General features: G+C 37.7%; 17 protein-coding genes and 2 pseudogenes. 10 read left to right on the top strand and 9 right to left on the bottom strand.

Annotated features, from left to right (window positions below):
* Positions 1 to 83 precede the first annotated feature (83 nt).
* Positions 84 to 410, top strand: coding sequence for a YtxH domain-containing protein (locus LO754_RS20315; RefSeq protein WP_024364532.1), 327 nt, complete (start codon positions 84 to 86; stop codon positions 408 to 410).
* A 24-nt stretch (positions 411 to 434) separates the two neighbouring features.
* Positions 435 to 1358, top strand: coding sequence for a YihY/virulence factor BrkB family protein (locus LO754_RS20310; RefSeq protein ID WP_024364533.1), 924 nt, complete (start codon positions 435 to 437; stop codon positions 1356 to 1358).
* Positions 1359 to 1706: 348 nt separating this feature from the next.
* Here the strand turns inward: LO754_RS20310 and LO754_RS20305 are convergent, their stop codons facing one another.
* Together LO754_RS20305 and LO754_RS20300 are read right to left on the bottom strand one after the other, a co-directional pair.
* Positions 1707 to 3611, bottom strand: a complete 1905-nt coding sequence (locus LO754_RS20305) for a heavy metal translocating P-type ATPase (RefSeq protein ID WP_024364534.1) — start codon at positions 3609 to 3611, stop codon at positions 1707 to 1709.
* A gap of 356 nt (positions 3612 to 3967) precedes the next feature.
* Positions 3968 to 5503 (bottom strand): fumarate hydratase, encoded by a 1536-nt coding sequence (locus LO754_RS20300; RefSeq protein WP_024364535.1) that lies wholly within the window; start codon positions 5501 to 5503, stop codon positions 3968 to 3970.
* Between the two features lie 220 nt (positions 5504 to 5723).
* Between LO754_RS20300 and LO754_RS20295 the strand changes: the two genes are divergently transcribed.
* Complete coding sequence (locus LO754_RS20295; protein ID WP_231785156.1) at positions 5724 to 6524, top strand: YwqG family protein; 801 nt, start codon at positions 5724 to 5726, stop codon at positions 6522 to 6524.
* A 44-nt stretch (positions 6525 to 6568) separates the two neighbouring features.
* Here LO754_RS20295 and LO754_RS20290 read toward each other — a convergent pair whose 3' ends face one another.
* Positions 6569 to 6754 (bottom strand): SE1561 family protein, encoded by a 186-nt coding sequence (locus LO754_RS20290; protein ID WP_024364537.1) that lies wholly within the window; start codon positions 6752 to 6754, stop codon positions 6569 to 6571.
* Positions 6755 to 7119: 365 nt separating this feature from the next.
* Between LO754_RS20290 and LO754_RS20285 the strand changes: the two are divergent.
* Together LO754_RS20285 and LO754_RS20280 are read left to right on the top strand one after the other, a co-directional pair.
* Positions 7120 to 8296, top strand: a pseudogene (locus LO754_RS20285) (MFS transporter).
* A 431-nt stretch (positions 8297 to 8727) separates the two neighbouring features.
* Positions 8728 to 9066: a hypothetical protein gene (locus tag LO754_RS20280; RefSeq protein ID WP_231785155.1), complete on the top strand. Its 339-nt coding sequence runs from the start codon at positions 8728 to 8730 to the stop codon at positions 9064 to 9066.
* Between the two features lie 567 nt (positions 9067 to 9633).
* On the opposite strand, the pseudogene LO754_RS20275 reads toward LO754_RS20280, so the two are convergent.
* The 5 genes and pseudogenes from LO754_RS20275 to LO754_RS20255 all read right to left on the bottom strand — a co-directional run bounded on the left by LO754_RS20275 (position 9634) and on the right by LO754_RS20255 (position 14523).
* Positions 9634 to 10230: pseudogene (locus LO754_RS20275) on the bottom strand (peroxiredoxin-like family protein).
* Between the two features lie 187 nt (positions 10231 to 10417).
* Entirely contained in the window at positions 10418 to 11104 is a 687-nt protein-coding gene (locus LO754_RS20270; RefSeq protein ID WP_024364542.1) for a Crp/Fnr family transcriptional regulator, read from the bottom strand.
* A 158-nt stretch (positions 11105 to 11262) separates the two neighbouring features.
* Complete coding sequence (gene rlmD, locus LO754_RS20265) at positions 11263 to 12651, bottom strand: 23S rRNA (uracil(1939)-C(5))-methyltransferase RlmD (protein WP_231785154.1); 1389 nt, start codon at positions 12649 to 12651, stop codon at positions 11263 to 11265.
* 72 nt (positions 12652 to 12723) lie between these two features.
* Entirely contained in the window at positions 12724 to 13542 is an 819-nt protein-coding gene (locus LO754_RS20260) for a polysaccharide deacetylase family protein (RefSeq protein ID WP_029747431.1), read from the bottom strand.
* Positions 13543 to 13626: 84 nt separating this feature from the next.
* Positions 13627 to 14523, bottom strand: coding sequence for a TIGR01777 family oxidoreductase (locus tag LO754_RS20255; protein ID WP_024364544.1), 897 nt, complete (start codon positions 14521 to 14523; stop codon positions 13627 to 13629).
* A gap of 100 nt (positions 14524 to 14623) precedes the next feature.
* On the opposite strand from LO754_RS20255, the gene recX reads away from it, so the two are divergent.
* Genes recX through LO754_RS20240 form a run of 3 tightly spaced genes read left to right on the top strand, consistent with a single transcriptional unit; the run spans position 14624 to position 16020 of the window.
* The gene (gene recX, locus LO754_RS20250; protein WP_231785153.1) at positions 14624 to 15424 is read left to right on the top strand and encodes a recombination regulator RecX; all 801 of its coding nucleotides are present in this window, start codon (positions 14624 to 14626) and stop codon (positions 15422 to 15424) included.
* Positions 15421 to 15750: a YfhH family protein gene (locus LO754_RS20245; protein ID WP_024364546.1), complete on the top strand. Its 330-nt coding sequence runs from the start codon at positions 15421 to 15423 to the stop codon at positions 15748 to 15750. Before recX ends, LO754_RS20245 begins: the two co-directional genes overlap by 4 nt.
* Entirely contained in the window at positions 15751 to 16020 is a 270-nt protein-coding gene (locus tag LO754_RS20240) for a YfhJ family protein (RefSeq protein WP_024364547.1), read from the top strand.
* A gap of 80 nt (positions 16021 to 16100) precedes the next feature.
* Here the strand turns inward: LO754_RS20240 and LO754_RS20235 are convergent, their stop codons facing one another.
* Positions 16101 to 17087: a metal-dependent hydrolase gene (locus LO754_RS20235; protein ID WP_024364548.1), complete on the bottom strand. Its 987-nt coding sequence runs from the start codon at positions 17085 to 17087 to the stop codon at positions 16101 to 16103.
* A gap of 234 nt (positions 17088 to 17321) precedes the next feature.
* Here LO754_RS20235 and mutY point away from each other — a divergent pair, with 234 nt between their 5' ends.
* Positions 17322 to 18353: an A/G-specific adenine glycosylase gene (mutY, locus tag LO754_RS20230; protein WP_108031112.1), complete on the top strand. Its 1032-nt coding sequence runs from the start codon at positions 17322 to 17324 to the stop codon at positions 18351 to 18353.
* Positions 18354 to 18432: 79 nt separating this feature from the next.
* On the top strand, positions 18433 to 18609 hold the full coding sequence (locus LO754_RS20225; protein WP_080653394.1) for a gamma-type small acid-soluble spore protein: 177 nt from the start codon (positions 18433 to 18435) through the stop codon (positions 18607 to 18609).
* Positions 18610 to 18898: the final 289 nt, after the last annotated feature.

The raw sequence follows: 18898 nt of genomic DNA, 5'->3' as shown, positions 1-18898 counted from the left end.
AATTGGGTAGAATAAGGGCAGTAAGCTGTTTAATTATAAGAAAATAGGGAATAAACATTACACAAGCAGGGGGTATATAAAATATGGGACAAAGTAAATTATTAGCATCCATCGTCGTAGGTGCTGCTGTAGGTGCTGCATTAAGCATGTTTGATCGTACTACACGAGAGAAAACGGTCGCTACTACTAAAAAAATGAAGGAAGCAGTATCCTATTACGCATCGCATCGTAATGAACTACAAGATTTAATTGAGGAAAAGGTAATCGCAGCTAAAGTACTTTGTGATAGCGTATCAGAAAATGTCAATACAATAGCTGAGAAAGTCGATGAATTTAAAGAATTACCTTCCACTATTCAAGGCATGATTAGCGATACAAAAACAGCCTTTACCTCACCAGAAAAAGAATAGGCTGTAGTTCAAGGAGGGAATTAAATGGAAAAGAAAAAGGCATCCATACGTTCTTCATTTGCGGAAGTAAAAGCATTTTTTTCGCCAAATGAAGATATGGTAGATGTGATGACATCGAAAGGCTTTATCCAAGATTTAATGCTTCGCATACAACGCGTTGAAATATCGGCGCTTGGGGCGCAACTTGCTTATTTCTTTTTGCTATCTTTCTTCCCCCTACTCATTTTCCTTGTAACGCTATTGCCGTATTTAAATTTAGAAACAACGCAAGTGTATTCGTTTTTAGTTAATTTAATGCCTGATGAAGTATACAGGTTGATTGAAAGTACATTAAATGAAGTGCTAACGAACCGTAATAGCAGCCTATTATCAATTGGGGTACTTGGAACGATCTGGTCTGCGTCAAAAGGAATCAATGCGTTATTAAGAGCTTTAAATAAAGCGTACGATACCGAAAATAGGGTGAGCTTTATAGATCGAGGGCTCTCTCTTGTATTTACTTTAGCTTTAGTAATTGTAATAGCAGTGGCACTTTTATTACCTGTTTTTGGACAGCAAATTGGTCATTTTTTATTTTCAATCGTTAGTATTGAAGATGAGTTTGAATCCCTTTGGCGCAATATTCGCTGGTCGATGCCACCATTACTTATATTTGTAGTGTTGATGGCAATTTACTGGTTAGTACCGAATACGACACCTCGATTGAAATTAATGGGTGTTTGGCCAGGCGCAATGTTTTCGACGCTCGCATGGTTGCTTGTGACATATGGTTTTTCTTTCTATATTAGTAATTTTGGAAACTATTCTGCTACATATGGTAGTATTGGTGGCGTTATTATATTAATGTTGTGGCTGTATTTTACAGGGATGATTTTAATTTTTGGTGGTGTCTTAAATGCCACGATGCAAAAGAGAGCATTGCTTAAAGCGGAAGGTGCTATTAAATAATGAAAGGGTGGTCTCAGTTTGAGATCACCCTTCAGCATTTGTACATTTAACTACTGATAATTTTCGTTACGGGAGGACTTTTTTCGTGTATAGAGTTCTGCTTCTATAGCGTAAAAATCCACTACGCTTTCCGCGGGCACAGTGTAAGCCGCAACCCTCGCTATCGCGCGGTCTGTTGCGTCTTACAACTCGTGCTGTTCCCGCAGGAGTCTACGTGGATTAATTCGTAAAATGCATAGTAAATTGTGTGAGTGACTGGCACTTTTTCTGCGGAAAGGGAGCGCCTGGAACGGAAATCGACGGTTTATCGACACTTTAAAAGGTGGTCTCGGTATGAGACCACCTTTTTTATACATTTTTATTAAGCATTCGTAAGCCGTTTAAAATAACGAGAATTGTACTGCCTTCATGACCGATAACACCTAGTGGTAAATCGACAACTTGTAAAAAGTTAGAGGCAATCAATAAAACAATGATACCGATAGAGAAGAAGATATTTTGTTTCACGATTCGTTGCATTTTGCGAGAAAGACGAACCGCATAGGCAATTTTAGATAAATCATTTTTCATTAATACGACATCTGCTGTTTCTAAGGCAACATCTGTCCCTTCTCCCATTGCAATACCAGTAGTGGCTGTTGCTAATGCTGGTGCGTCATTGATACCGTCACCAACCATCCCTACGTATTTATGTTGATCGAGGAGGCGTTTCATTTCCGTCACTTTTGTTTCAGGAAGACATTCTGCCACATATTCAGTAACGCCTGCCTCTTTTGCGATCACTTTAGCCGTTTTCTCATTATCGCCAGTAAGCATAATGACATCAATTCCTAATTCTTTTAACAATGCGACAGCTTTTTTTGCTTCATCACGAACAGTATCTTTTAACGCAGCAAGTGCGACAATACCTTCTTTGTCACGTATGAAGATTACTGTTTTACCTTCAGCAGAAAGCTTTGATAATGCGTTATTTGCGAAGGTGTTAGCTTCTTCACTTCCAACAAAATCTGGTTTACCTATTAGATACTCTGTTCCATTGACAAAGCCTTTCATGCCCCAACCAGGGATATCTTCAATCGTTGCTTGTGCAAACTGAGATATGTGTTGTGCTTTAGCATAGGTAGTAATCGCTTGTGCTAATGGATGGTTTGACTGTGCTTCAATACCCGCAAGAATAGCTAATGTTTCTTCTTGATTTAAGCCATCACGTACGATGAAGTCTGTTACGACTGGTTTACCTTGTGTTAAAGTTCCTGTTTTATCGACCGCTAATGCACGTAACGCACTTAAATGCTCGAGGTGTAAGCCACCTTTAAATAGTATCCCGTTTTTCGCGCCATTCGAAATAGCTGCTAATGTGGCAGGCATAATGGATGCAACTAGTGCACATGGAGATGCCACTACTAAAAGTACCATTGCTCGATAAAACGTAGTCGTCCAGTCCCAACCGATTAAAAAGTGAGGAAGGAACATCATAAGTGCAACAGATAGTAACACTAATTTTACATAAGTACCTTCAAATTTTTCGATAAATTGCTGTGAAGGTGATTTTTCACTTTGAGCATTTTGCACAAGCATAATAATTTTTTGGAATAATGTTTCGGAATTCGGTTTTGTCATTTCCATAGTAATCGCGCCATTTAAATTAACTGTCCCTGCAAATACTTCGTCACCTTCAAACTTGGCAATCGGTAATGGCTCACCACTAATAGCAGATTCATCGATAGAAGACTGTCCTTTAAAGATAATACCGTCCGCTGGGACACGTTCACCAGGTTTAATCAGTAAATGGTCTCCAATTTTTAGTGTTGAGACAGCGACTTTCATCGGTTCAAAACCGCCACGTACTAACCAAGCTTCCTCAGGTTGTAAATTCATGAGAGCAGAAATTTCGCGATGACTTTTGTTCATTGCATATGTTTCTAAAGCGCCACTGACAGCAAAGATAAAAATAAGGATGGCTCCCTCTGTCCAATAGCCAATCGCTGCTGAGCCGATCGCAGCTAAAATCATTAGTAACTCTACATTTAATTTTTTTTCTTTTATTGTTTCTTCGATGCCTTCTTTTGCTTTTGCAAATCCTCCAACACAAAAAGCAACAATATATAAAAGAACTGAAGCCGTTGTTTGATCATTTGTATCTAAACGCCATGCAAGCAAAATAAATAAACCAGCCATGATAGCAGCAATTAGTTCTGCATGCACTTTGATATTCTCAATTAAACCAACATTTTCTCGATTAGAGTACTCCATCTAAATCCCCCCTGATAATGAAAATCAATATCAAAAACCTTATAAATTAAAGAAAAACAAGCGTTTCTGTAGTTGATAACCACTTTCATTCAAGTCCTTCTTAATTTAGAATTATTATAACAAAGCTGTTTGGAAAAAGAAAGGAATAAATTTAAAATAGAATAAAAAGTCCTTTGAAATATTTGGTTTAGAGGAGTTGCAAATCAATATACTGATAAAATAGTGAGCTTGTTCAAGAAAAAAGAGGGGTTTATATAGCGAAGAAAAAGACACAGTATATTCACTAGGAATATTCTGTGCCTTTATATTTTGTGTTCGTTAAAGGTAAATCTTTTCGTTAAAAATATGCTATTGGCTTAGAAAACTCTTTCTGCATGTAGGGCAAGTTTTTCTAGAGAAGATTTATCTACATCAGCGTGAAGCGAGTTACCGTGAGAGTCCATTGTTACTACGGCTGTGAACCCTTCAACGTTTAAATGCCACATAGCTTCTGGAATACCGAATTCCATTAAGTCTACACCATCTACACCTTTAATGCAGTCTGCGTAGTATTGAGCAGCGCCACCGATTGCATTTAAGTAAACCCCACCGTGTTCACCTAAAGCAGCAAGTGTTTTTGGACCCATACCGCCTTTACCAATTACAGCACGGATACCAAATTTTTTCATGATATCGCCTTGATATGGCTCCTCACGGATAGAAGTAGTTGGGCCAGCAGCTTTCACTGTCCAGTTACCTTCTTCATCTTTAGCCATTACAGGGCCACAGTGATAAATAACTTGTCCGTTCAGATCAACTGGTGCATCATGACTCATTAAGTGATGGTGAATTGCATCGCGACCAGTGTACATACGACCAGTAATAGATACAACGTCACCTACTTTAAGTGAACGAATTTGTTCTTCTGTAATAGGTGCAGTTAGTTCTACAACATTTGTAGAAGTTTCTTCTGTTGTTGCAGCAACTTCATCTTTAAATGTAATTTTTTCGCCTTCTTGATAGTGCCAGTTAATGATTTCGCCAGTTTCTGGATTAATATCAACTGCCATACGACGGTAAGCCCAGCAGTTATAGGCTACTGATACGTAGAATGATGCAGGAATACGGTGCATAACGCCAATTTTACAACCAAGTAAAGTTGCTTCACCGCCGAAGCCCATTGTTCCAATACCGAAAGTGTTAGCAGTTTTTACAACATATTCTTCTAATTTTGCAAGATCAGGATTTGCATTCGTATCTTCCACATGACGGAATAATTGCTCTTTTGCTAAATCATAACCAGAAGAGCGGTCGCCACCGATACCTACGCCGATGAAGCCTGCAGAACAGCCTTGACCTTGAGCTTGATATACAGAGTGTAGAATACATTTACGGATACCGTCTAAGTCACGACCAGCACGACCAAGACCTTCTAACTCACATGGTAAGCTGTATTGGATGTTTTTATTTTCACAGCCGCCACCTTTAAGAATTAGTTTAATCGTAATATAGTCTTTTTCCCATTGCTCGAATTTCATAACTGGTAGTCCATCACCAAGGTTGTTGCCACTGTTTGCGCCAGTTAAAGAATCAACAGCATTTGGACGTAATTTTGCATCGGCTGTTGTATCGTTAATTGCTTTTTTGATTGCTTCTTTAATCTCTAATTGGTTTACACCTACAGGAGTGTAGATTTTAAATGTTGGTAGACCAGTATCTTGGCAGATTGGTGATACATTGTCTTCTGCCATAATAATATTATTAGAGATTGTTTCCAAACTCATTGCTGCACGAGTGCCTGCATTTTCAGCTTCTTTAGCTTTTTTAATGGCACGACGTACGTCTTTTGGTAAGTTTGTTGACGTTTCTGTAATTAAATCATATAGACTTTTCTCCAAAGTTTGAAGATTCATTTTGGTATTGCCCCCCATAGAAAATTTAATTATTTCCACGAACCATTATACTCTTTTCCACTAATGAAAAAAAGAGTGCATGTAATTGTAGTAGGAATTAGCGAATAACTATAGAATTCTAATGTTTCGTAATTTGCCATTAAATGTTTAAAGAGAGTAATTGCTTATTAGGAACGTTTGTTCTATAATGGAATTAACTTTAATTCAAGGAGGATATTTCATGTCAGAAACAAATTCGTTGAAGTTACCAAAGGAAGTTGAACCATATCGAAATATAATAGAAGGAACAATGAGTCCTGTTGTTGTAATGGAAGCGCATGAAAAGGAAACGACTTTATTTGCAAGTAAATTAGCAGGGAATCCATATTTTCCACTGACTATGGAATATCCTAAAAACGAGGAACAGCAACCATTAAAGCTTTTAGCACAAATTAATTTTGCGGATGTTCCTAAGCACGTGCCTCATTTACCAGAGCAGGGGATATTGCAGTTCTATATTGATGGTTATGATGATGTCTTAGGGATGGATTTCGATAATGGGAAAAATCAAGCGGGTTTTCGCGTTATTTTCCACGATACAATCATCGATGATGAATCGCAACTTGTGCAAGACTTCTCATTTATCGAAAATGAGGATGAAGAAATGTATTTTCCTGTAGAGAAAGAACTGGCATTAAGCTTTAAAGCAAAATTTGAACCTTTATCAATGGGTGATTTTCGAAGCGAGGAAAAGTACGCAAGTCTCTTAGCGGTTATTGAAGAAAACGAAGAATTAGCAGATGTATTGTATGATGTATTATCTGGAGCTGGGCATAAAATAGGGGGATATCCTTTCTTTACACAGGATGACCCTAGATCTTATGGCGATTATAACGATTCAACAACGTTGTTATTGCAAATAGATAGTGAAGGAGATCATATACTGTGGGGAGATTGCGGTGTTGGCAATTTCTTTATTACAGAAGAAGAGCTTAAAAATAAAGATTTTAGTCAGGTTGTTTATAATTGGGATTGTCATTAAAAAGCAAGCGGGCAAATTATTTGCTCGCTTGCTTTTGCGTGTCATTATTGTTCACGAGCGTTGAATTGCTCCATTTTCTCTTCTAAATCATCCATCATTTGAATTAGACGATCAATATCCTGTAATTCAGTCGTTTCTGGGTCGATGGCATCTAATACTTCTAAAAACATTTCAAGACGTTCTTTTAAGTAAGTTACTTGTTGCTCTTTATCAGTGATTGGCTTTGACATACATACACCTCATTTCGTCCCTTACATCGTAGCTGATTTAGGACTAAATTTCAATGCTTAGGTAAACACCTAGGACTTAGAGATTATTTTGAAAAATTAATAGACAGAATATTTACAATATTGATGTTGTATGTTAAAGTTGTTTTAAGAAATAGTAAAGGAGCTGATGGTACTAAACGGTGAACTCTAACTCGAAAAGGAGGGAGTTTAAACAAGTAATCGGCAAATAAAAAGCCGAAAATCGTGTTTATACAATTGAATGGAGATAAGTGTTAGTTAAGCCTTAGCGTAAAATCACATGTGGTGAGCGCTAAGGCTTTTTGGTATGCTGTTATGTGGAAGATGACTTGATGTTGGAGGAAAAAATGACTTACTTCTCAGATTACAGCAAAAAAAGGTTTGCAATCCTAGTGTTAATTGTATCTATATCAGGATTTTCACAAGGAATGCTACTGCCACTTATTTCTATTATTTTTGAACGTGACGGTGTATCCTCTGCATTAAATGGTTTAAATGCGACAGGTCTATACATAGGAACTTTATTAATCTCGCCGTTTATCGAACAACCTTTACGAAGATGGGGCTACAAACCAATTATTTTAATAGGTGGTGCACTTGTATTTGTCTCACTCCTTGTATTTCCTTTATGGAAAAGTGTTACATTTTGGTTCGTGTTGCGTTTGCTGATAGGTGTAGGCGATCATGCGCTACATTATGCAACTCAAACATGGATTACAAGCACAGCCGATCATAAAAGTTTAGGTAAAGGTATGGCTATTTATGGTTTGTCTTTTAGTACGGGCTTTGCGGTAATTAATGGTAAAGCTTATACAGATTGCTGAACCATTGCCTTTTATTGTGTCGTCGATTATGTGCTTATTTGCATGGTCATTTGTATTTTTATTACGCAACGAGAAGCCAGAGCGTCTAACTGGTGATATGAATGCAAGAGGATGGAAGCGCTATAAGGTGGCTATTGTATTTGGGTGGATTGCATTTTTAGGCCTTTTTGTTTACGGTTTTTTAGAATCGTCGTTAAATGCTTTATTTCCAGTATACGCCTTGCGTAAAGGCTTTGATGTTGATATCATTCCCATTATTTTATCAGTCTTTACTTTTGGAGGTATTTTAACGCAAGTTCCTCTTGGCGCACTGGGCGATAAAATTGGACGGCGAAATATCTTGATGACTGGAGCATTTGGGGGAGCTATCCTTTTTAGTGTGGCTAGTTTTTTAGAGCATTCACCATTAGCGGTAGCAATCGTATTTTTCTTCGCAGGTACATTGGTCGGTTCGATGTTTTCTCTTGGAATTACTTACATGGCGGATTTAACGCCGAAAGAACTGTTACCGACTGGCAACTTACTTTGTGGAATTGCCTTAAGTATCGGTAGTTTAACAGGACCGTTTTTAGGCGGGGTTTATTTAGAGTTTGTAAAAAATTATAGCTTCCTTTTACTTGTGTCGTTGCTCTTACTAACTGTGGCAATCGTTTTACTTGTATTCGGGAAACATAAAAATAAGCGACCAGTGACGGTTTAATGTCATAGTCGCTTTTATATGCAAAAATAAAAGAGCGGGGCTCATCTCCCGCTCATAAAACAAAAAACGCCCAGCAAATCCGTGCTGTAATGGCGTTTTTCGGTGTGACACGGATGTTTAAGTCCATGCCACGTAGGTTTGGCACCTAACAATATATTATACAGATAAGCTATTATAAAAGCAATGAGATAGTTGATAGATATATAAGGAATTAAATGGAATTCCCGCATAATGGGGGGGAATCCATTTGATCAATAGTGATACCCGCGAAATGGTGTGGAGTACCCGCGAAGTGGAGCGAAATATCCGCGAAATTAGAGTGAATACCCGCGGAGTGAAGTGAAATACCCGCGAAAGCAGAGTGAATACCCGCGGAATGGGGTGAAATATCCGCGAAAGCGAGAATTAATTAAGAATAAGGAGGAGATTCCTTGAAAATTATGCGTAACTCAGACCTTTTAAGTGACAGTGAGATAATGGATTTATTAGATGGTTCTCAAAGGACGATTAAATCTTTTAACAAAGAAGAACTTACAGAAACAGCTAGGGCTATATTAAGAGAATCGTTAGAAAAATCCATAGAAATATATAAACAAAATAAAGATTTTGGAAGTGTTGAAACCTTTAGCAATATATTGTGTAATTTTGAGAGCTTAAAATTTTATTTAGAGTTTGATTATGAAAATGCTATTGCATATTCTTTTGAATGTAATAAAGAGACTGAGCATTATGCTTTAAAAGATAGTGGTTTTTTTACCTTGTTAAAATAAAAAGAAACTCTAAAAGTAAAAATAATGCTAACAATTTTGATATTTTACATAGTAGAGAGTAAAAAATACGACAATCTAGGAAAACTGCATGATAAGTTTTTTTCCAGCGTTGATTTCTGAAGAGGATTAGGAACCTAGAGGAGAGATTATCTATACAAGAGGCAGTCTACACCTACCTTCTGAAGTTGTAGTTTTAAGGAGTGAAATCATTTTTGTATACGGGAAAGGAGAGTTGATTCTCTGGTGGGAGACTTGAATTCTGCACAAGAAGCTCTTTTTCTTATTTAAAATAAAAGAGCATCTCAAAAAACTTTGAGACGCTCTAACTGTTTATTTTCTTAACGCAAGCTTTGCAATACACTCAACTTGCAGTGTTTTTACAACATAGATTTAAGCTATGATAAAAACGTCCAATCTATAGTAATATTAACGCTGGAAACGATTATTTTATTGATTAGTTGGCGACTATCAATCGCTTTTGGTCCGTCTCCTCATTATTCCAAACGAATGTGGCTAACTGAGAGACTGTTTTCTATCTCATCATAATTTTTTAATTCGAAGATGCTGCTAAAGTGATTGGAGAATATGCATCACCTTACTAGGTTCTATGCGTTTTTTATAGTCTGCTTCGGCGCTAGCAAAACGGATAATGCCTGCTTTATCAATTACATAAGTAGCTGGTACTGGAAGTTCCCAAGAATGATCACCATTAAATGTTTCGAGTGAAATATCAAGCGATCTGTAGATAGGATATACATACTCAGGTAATTTAAATTTAAGATTATATTGTTCTGCTGTTTTATTGTGCAAGTCGCTTAAAACATGAAAATTTAATTCGTTCTTTTCTTGTACAGATGCAGAATAGTTTGGAGTTTGAGGACTAACTGCAATCAATTAAATTGCCTTAATGTCATCATTCATTCGCTGGTATGCTTTCAACTCAAGGTTACAGAATGGACACCATGTACCGCGGTAAAATATCAGAACAACAGGCCCTTTCAAAAGTTCTTCAGACAAAGTTATCTTTTGACCTGTAGAATCCACTAAAGTGAAGTCAGGCGCTTTTACTCCAGCTCTTAAACCCCTACCGGAATCAGATGTACGTAAATCCTGAATCGATTTTTCGAATGCATCCAGCACTTCCTTTGGGAGCACCTTTTCCATATGTGTAGCTGCTATTTCTAAATCTCTTTGCAATTTTTGAAATGGCGTGTTTTCCATTATGTCATCTCCGTATCGTATTATATTTTGTATGTAGTTATACGATACATCTTTTTCTAGAAGGAAGATGTAATGTTGTTTACAACTCATTTTGAAAATCTCTATGCTACTTGATACGCTCCAGCATTTTTCAGTCTAAGAAATGTTTCTCTCCAAAAGCTTTCCGATGGATATAGATTGTTTTAAATCCTGTCTTAATGACTTCTTCTTTAACAAGTTCTTGTAAAACCACAGTTACAGCTTCTCTAGTTGCACCAACTAAATTGGCGATTTCTTGATGCGAAAGAGGAAAATCTATTTTGTAATACTCATTATCACCCGTAAGTCCAAACTGATCAGATAGTTTAATAAGCGCATATAAAACTTTGTCATGTAGTTTCCCAAGAGCTAGATTTTGCGTTAACTGACTCATACCGATAACTCGATTACTAAGTACTTTTAACAATGTCATCATAAATTGAGGCCTCTGAATTAAAAAATTTTCAAATCTTTCCTTATTCATTAAACATATATGGCTTTCCTCTATCGTTTCAATAAAATTCTCTCGGGTACCAAATGATATGATATCCATTTCCCCAAATACATTACCTTCGTTGAGTATATCCGAAGTAAATTGCTTACCTTGAGCATTTACCTTATACAGGCGCAACTTCCCCTTTTTAACAAAGTAAAGCCCCTCCGAAAAAGTTTCTGGTGTTTGAATAAAAGTGTTTTTCGGAAAAGTCGTTATTAAAGTTAATTGTTCCATTTCTATTAAATCTTCCATCGAGAGCGAATTAAGCAGATTAAATTGCGATAAGTATTGAATGTTATCCATTTTTCCTCCTTATAATTGCATGGGCTCTACAAGACTATAACACATGAAATCAATCGACAATCGTGACAGTACTCAGCTTAAGCAGAACTGTAAAAAAAAACGCAGTCTACAAAATGTAGACTACGCTTAATCAAGATCAACAAAATTTTAAAAGTATATCATTTTCGATGTTCCGCTTTAAGAACCAAGGAGCAAATGCACTCCACTTGGGCAGTTTGTGCGAACATGTCAACGGGCTGAATATATTCCACATCATAAAGTTTTGATAATTCCTGTAAATCTTTAGCCAGTGTAGAGGGGTTACAAGAAGTATAGACAAAACGTTTTGGCTTTAGTTTTAGAACAGTGCGAATAAATTCTGGAGCAAGGCCTATGCGCGGCGGATCGACAGTAATCACATCCGGCGTAAAGCCTTCTTTGCGCCATTTCGCTAAAACACTTTCGGCAGTGCCCACCGCGTATTTCGTATGTTTAAAACCATGTTTGCGTGCATTAGTTCGAGCATCTTGAATGCTTTCTGGAATAACATCCATACCACGAACTTCTTTTGCTTGATCAGCAAGCCATAAACCAATTGTTCCTACACCACAGTAAGCATCAACAACCGTTTCTTTACCTGTTAATGCCGCTGCTTTTTTAATTTCATTGTATAAATGTACGGTTTGCGTTGGATTCAATTGAAAGAACGCGCGAGCCGAAAGGTCAAATGCTAATTCCCCAAGTTCCTCATGAATTGTTTCCTTGCCGTCTAGTACAATCGTTTCATCACCGAAAATTAGTGAAGTTTTTTCACGATTAATATTTTGTGCAATTGATACAATACTTGGGTCGATTTTTTTAATGCGTGTTATAAGCTCAGCAAGGTGGGGAATTTCTTTGCGTGTCGTTACAAGCACGACTTGCGTTTCACCTGTACGAATCCCCGTACGTACAACAATCGTACGCACTAAACCATCGAGCGTACGACCATCGTAAATTGTAATATTTAATTTTTGTAAAATTTTACGTGTTGCTACTGTAATTTTCGATGTGATTGGATGTTGTACAAGACAATCATTAATATTCAGTAGCTTGTTGCTGCCTTCAGTAAAAAGACCTGCATAAACACGTTTGCCTTCTTTGCGTACTTGGAACTGGCTTTTATTGCGATAATGCCATGGGTTATCCATACCCAGTGTATGGCGAACTTCTACAGATGCAGCTAACGGCTTAGCATAGCGTTCTAAAGCTTGCATCACAATATCGCGTTTTTCAAGAAGTTGTTTTTCATATGTCATATGTTGAAGTTGACAACCGCCGCATTCATTGTAAACAGGGCAAGGTGCTTCCTGACGATACGGCGATGCTTTGCGAATCGCCAGTATGTCAGCCTCTGCGAAATTTCGTTGTGTTTTTGTGACTTGGGCAGTAATTTCTTCTCCTGGTATAGCGCCTTTTACGAAGACAACGTTGCGTTTATAAAAGCCCACGCCTTCGCCATTTATACCAAGTCTCTTTATCGTTAATGGGAATTTTTGTCCCACTTCCATCGTTGTTTGTTGCGTCAAGCGATCCACGTCCTTTAACTTTGTACAGCACGTAGTTACTTATAACATGCTGATATCATCTCCCCATTATAACTAAGGAGTGGACGATTGCATAGTGACAGGGAAATCTTCATACTCCAATACTAAATCATCGAGCGATAAAAATGTATAGCCTTGCTTTTTCGCTTCGGCAATAAATAAAGGAAGTGCTTCTGCATTATCTTGCGCTACGGTATGCATTAAAATGACTGCACCAGGGTGAAGTTGTTCCATCAATGCATTATACGCATAATCTGCTCCACGACGTTCATCCTTTAGCCAATCTTTAAAAGCGACAGACCAGAAAATATGACGGTAGCCTTCAGCATTGCCGACTTCCAACAACTTCGCATTAAAAATGCCTTCTGGTGGGCGGGCATATGTTGTACGGTCAATACCGGTTAATTCACGTAATTTCCCATCAAATTTACGCCATTCTGCACGCATACCATCTCTTGTTAACCTAGCCATATTGGGATGACCATAGGAATGGTTGCCGATAGTATGACCATCTTGTACCATACGTTTAACAAGGTCACTAGCACTTTCTAAATAATGACCGGTTAAGAAGAAAGTTGCTGGCGCTTTTTCTTTTTCTAACGTATCCAATATACTTTCAGTAAAGCCATTTTCGTATCCATTATCGAATGTTAAGTAAACAACTTTTTTATCGGGTTTTCCTTTATAAATTGCTCCATATTGGTCGAGTAGCTTGTCAAGTTGTGCTCCTGCTTGTGCTGGTTCGCCATTCTGTGCTTTTTTAATGCCCCAATGATATTCATCTGAGCCTGAAGCAAAGTATGGATTAAAGCTAATTGCTGCGGCAATAATAAATGTAGCAATTACCGCACCTACAATATGTTGTTTCCACATAAAAAACGCATCCTTTCCTTTTCGTTTAGGATGCGTTACTTTTTAAAATTTATCCTACTTCAAGTCGCACTTTGCACACGGATTTTATAATAAATTTTCAAGTGCTTCTTGTAAATGTGGGAATTGAAATTCGAAGTTGTGCGCTTGTAAAACTGTTGGTAATACATGCTGGCCTTCTAAGACAAGCATACTTTGTTCGCCAAGAGCTAAACGCATGGCAAAACTCGGGACTGGCAACCAATGACGGCGATTCATTACCTGTGCGATAGTTTGTCCGAATTCCTTCATGCGTGTAGCATAAGGAGCTGTGACATTAAATGGTCCGCTGATGGACGCATTTGTAATTGCAAAATAAAGGGCACGTGCCACATCCTCGATATGGACCCATGATAGCCATTGCTCACCCGAACCAATCGTTCCGCCTATATGCAATTTATAAGGCAATAGCATGGAAGGCAACGCGCCATTGTCACGACCTAAAATAACGCCAAAGCGTGCGAGTGCTACACGAACGCCTAGTTTTTCAGCTCGCAAAGCATGGCGTTCCCAATCATGAACGGTCCATCCTAAAAAATCAGTTGCATAATCCTTAAAATTTTCACTATAGGTTGTCGCTATGGAAGGTGGATAAATGCCAACTGCACTGGCATTTACAAGTACTTCAGGCGTTTTATCTAGTTCCTCTATAATCCGAACGATTTCTAATGTAGCATCCATCCGACTCGTATAAATCGCCTTCTTTTGTTTTTTTGTCCAACGGCCGTCATTTAGTGATACACCAGCCAAATTAACGAATGCATCAATATTGTCTAATTCTTTTTCTGGTCGTGCGCCATCTTGTAGCCATTGGACATAATGAATGCCATTTTCGTATTTAGAATTGCTGCGTGACAACACAAATAGTTCATGGCCTTGCTCTTGTAACAATTTGGTTAGCGCTTTCCCAACAAAACCAGTACCGCCCGCAATAACGATTTTCATACGAACCCCTCCTTTTTCCAAATAGATGTAACTCAACTATACACAAAGATAGAAAAAAAGAAAAAGATGTTATAATGTTTAGGCAAAGGAGTGGTTTCATATGCGTGTTATTACAAAAATTGCACGTCAAAAAAACAATCCAGAACGTTATAATATATATTTGAACGAGGAATACGCTTTCCCAGTAGATGAGGCAATTCTCATACAATTTGGTTTGACAAAAGGGAAGGTACTCGAAGAATTTGATATTCAGGAAATTGCCTATGAAGATGAAATTCGTAAGGCGTTTAATAAAGGGCTGAATTATTTATCCTATCAAATGCGAAGTGAGCATGAGGTGAAGAAAAAGTTAAGCTCACTAGAGTTCGGCGAAGCAGTCATATTAGAAGCTATCCAAAAGTTAAAATCATATGGCTTTTTAAATGATGAATCTTATTCAAAAGCATTGCTAAACACCAAAAAAGCTACCATGAAAAAACCGCGAGCTATTCGACAAGATCTTATGAAAAAGGGAATCGATAAAAGTTTGCAAGATGAAGTACTGGAAACATTTAGCCATGAGGAACAAGTAAAGCTTGCCACACAGCTTGCTGAAAAAGTAATTCGTTCTGAAAAAAAGAAAACACCATCGCAAATAAAGGCCAAAATTCAAGATTTTTTAATGCGAAAAGGGTATTCATTTACTATTGTAGATGAAGTACTTGGACAGATAGAAATCGAACAAGCAGAAGATGAATGGCAGGCATTGCTTGATGCACAAGGCGAAAAAGTTTGGAAAAAGTATGCCGCGAAGTATACTGGTTATGAATTAAAAATGAAAACGAAGCAGGCGCTTTATCAAAAGGGATTTCCTGTAGAAATTATAGATCGTTTTATTGAAGAGAAGGAGAATGAAGAATGAATGACAAAAACTATGCTGCAATGACAGAGCATGAATTACGTGAAGAAGTAGCTAAGCTTAAAGAAAAGGCTCGCAAAGCGGAACAACTAGGCATACTCAATGAATTTGCAGTTTACGAACGTAAAGCTTTAATGGCAGCAGCTTATTTAGTCGATTTAGATACGATTGTTCCAGGGGAAATGTACCGCATTGATGGCTCTGATAACAACTTTTTCCAAGTGGATTATTTAAAAGGACGATTTGCTTGGGGGCATCGTCTTGGCGGCGATAAGTATCAGGAAGCCTTACCCGTTTCTATATTATCACCAATAAAGGTGGGCAAGTAAATGCAAGAAAAAATTGACAAACTAACAACAGAATTACTGGCAAAAAACCCTGAAATGTCTGTAGGTCGTGCGCGAGTTTGGGTGGAGCTTCTTTGGAGTGATTTTGAATCCTCGTCTGCCAAAGCGGGCTACAATTACCGAGGAGCTGACTATACTGAAACGTTAGTGCGCCAATTAATCGTTAGCTATGGTGATAAGCTTCATCTATTTGCAGGGCGCAATCCTAAATACGCTCATTTACTGGATACAAGTGACGATATCGTACAATAAATCGAAAACGGAAGTTAAAAAGAAATAAAGCCGGTGTTCCTTAGTAGGATACCCCGGCTTTATTAGCTTTGTTAGACTCTTTAATTGCTAGCGCCAATTTGTAATTTCTTCTGAAGTTTATCTTCGGTGAAAATCCAACCAGTGTAAGAGGTAATGATTTCATCGGCATCGTTTAAATGAGCGACTGCAACGAAAGGATAGCGATTGTCACTACGGTAACGAAGATCAATTAACCTTACTTCTGTTAAGCCGTTTTCAAGCTCTGAAATTTCCCATCGATATAATGGTGAGAATGACACAAAGGCATCGAGATTCGGGTCTTTCATAGCAGCTTCAACAGTCGGTGTTTTCGGTAATGGTTTGATTTCAAATTTATCGTAAATATTAACTGTTCGCCCATACGCACGGCCAACATAGTAATGCGTTTTAGATTTTGCAGCGATGCGCCAGTGAAAAAATCGCATTGTAGGAGCTACAATAACATAATCTTCATCCTGTATGGTATTATGAACGGCTCTTTTAACCGCTTTTTGCACAGCAAATCGTAAAATATAATAGACGATAATAATGCCATACATGACGCTAAATGTCCAAACTGGATTTGCCCCAAATGCCCATAGTAATATACCAAGGCAATGGAGAGTGAATATTATCGGATCGAATGTATTAATAACACCAAGTGCAACCCATTTTCTAGAGAATGGACGAATGGCCTGTGTTCCATATGCATTAAAAATATCAACGAAAACGTGAATGGCTACTGCAAGAAATGTCCAAAGCCATAAATGCAACACATTCGCGTCTTGAATAATTAGTGATAGCACGATTGTAATTAAAATTGGCCAGATGACTACAGCTGGAATTGAATGGGTGATACCGCGATGATGTCGAATATAAATCGCATTATTGCGAAGCTTTAAGACCGTATCAACATCAGGTGCTTGTGAGCCGATAATGGTACCAGCCATAACGGCGGTAAAGGTCATTGAATGATTTGCAACTACTGGGTCAGCTAAAGCGAGACCTCCGAGTGCTATGCCCATAACGAAATGTGTACCTGAATCCAAAATTATCCACTCCTAGCATGCGTGAAAAAGGCGTACAATGCATACATGTATATTTCAATATTGGTATCGTATTGCTTTATACAGTTTACCTTTCTATCGCTAAGTATTCATTCACATAATACGGTAAATGATACCGTATTAAAAATACGTTTTTGTCATATTATGCGAATTAGCTTTTCTTAATTGTATACCCTTTTTATCATAAATTAAATCGTAAAAACACGGGAGGTCACTGTGAATTATCCATATGTAACAGAATTTCGACAATCTTTAGTCGAATGGTTCGAAAAAGAAAAACGAGATTTACCATGGAGGCATACAAAGGACCCTTATAAAATTTGGGTGTCTGAGGTCATGCTACAGCAAACACGAGTTGACACAGTAATTCCTTATTATAATCGCTTTATGGAAAGCTTTCCAACGCTAGAATTATTAGCAGAGGCTCCACAGGAATATTTATTAAAGCATTGGGAAGGCCTCGGTTATTACTCACGAGCACGGAATTTACAAGCAGGTGTGCGTGAGGTATTAGAAAGTTACGGGGGAATTGTACCTGATAACCGGCATGAAATTTCAAAACTAAAAGGAATTGGTCCTTATACTGCAGGAGCTATATTAAGTATTGCCTATAATAAGCCCGAGCATGCAGTTGATGGTAATGTTATGCGTGTTTTAAGTCGTGTCCTTAATATCCATGATGATATTGCACTTCCAAAAACAAAGAAGATTTTTGAAGCGGCTGTTGAAGAACTAATTGATCCTGAAAATGCATCTTCTTTTAACCAAGGCTTAATGGAACTTGGGGCGCTTATTTGTTCCCCAACTTCACCAAAGTGCTTATTATGTCCCGTCCGAGAATACTGTACAGCTTTTAACGAGGGTGAACCCGAAAATCTGCCTATTAAATCTAAAAAAGTAAAGATGAAGCATATTTCATATGATGTCTTTGTTTGTGAGGATGAAGATGGACGGATATTGATGGAACAGCGTCCAGAAGAAGGATTACTCGCGAATATGTGGCAGTTTCCAATGGTGGAACAAGAAGATGATTCTTTGATAAAATTTGCTCACCATCATGAATTAAATGTCCAAGCACACCAGCCAATTTTAACATTTAAGCATATCTTCTCTCATTTAACTTGGCATGTGAATGCTTATTATATGAAGAGTAAAACAGCTGAGAAGGGTGAATGGCTGACACGTGAGCAAATAGAATTATTACCGATGCCTGTACCTATGCTGAAGATATGGCAAGCGATTAAATAGTGGAAATGAAAATTTAAAAAATAAGAGCATAAAAGTAATCACCTCTGTACACAATAATTAGCGTGGAGGTGAATGACTGATGAAGAAAAATCAAAACAACAACCAACAAGCAAATAAAAACATGCAACGCCAAAGTGAAGAGTTTGGTTATGAAACAGACTTCAACGAAGTGCAAAAGCAAAATGCTAAAGCTGAGCAGAATAAAGCTCAAGCTTCAGGCAAATACGCTAAGAATAACCAAAACGCGAGCGAGTAATCTCTCACTTTGTAACTGCATAATTGCATTTACCTTCTAAGGGGCTGTCTAACAATCGAAAAGATGAAAAGGACAGCCCTTTTCTATATCTTGTGACACGTATAATATAGAAAGATAAAAAATTCCTGAGGTTTTTGTTATGATGGAAATTGCTATTAATTTACGAAAATTTGTACATAAATAACATGACACAGTGAAATTTGTAGTTTTCAACTACACCTTTCGCGTACAGATTGCTATAATATACTAGAGACTGCTAGATTTAGGTAGCATAGACGAAAAGGTGGGC

The organism is Lysinibacillus sp. GJ-1 (assembly GCF_021166035.1).
Lineage (GTDB): Bacteria > Bacillota > Bacilli > Bacillales_A > Planococcaceae > Lysinibacillus > Lysinibacillus sphaericus.
Note: the sequence above shows the minus strand (reverse complement) of the source record. Positions and strands in the feature narration are given on the sequence as shown.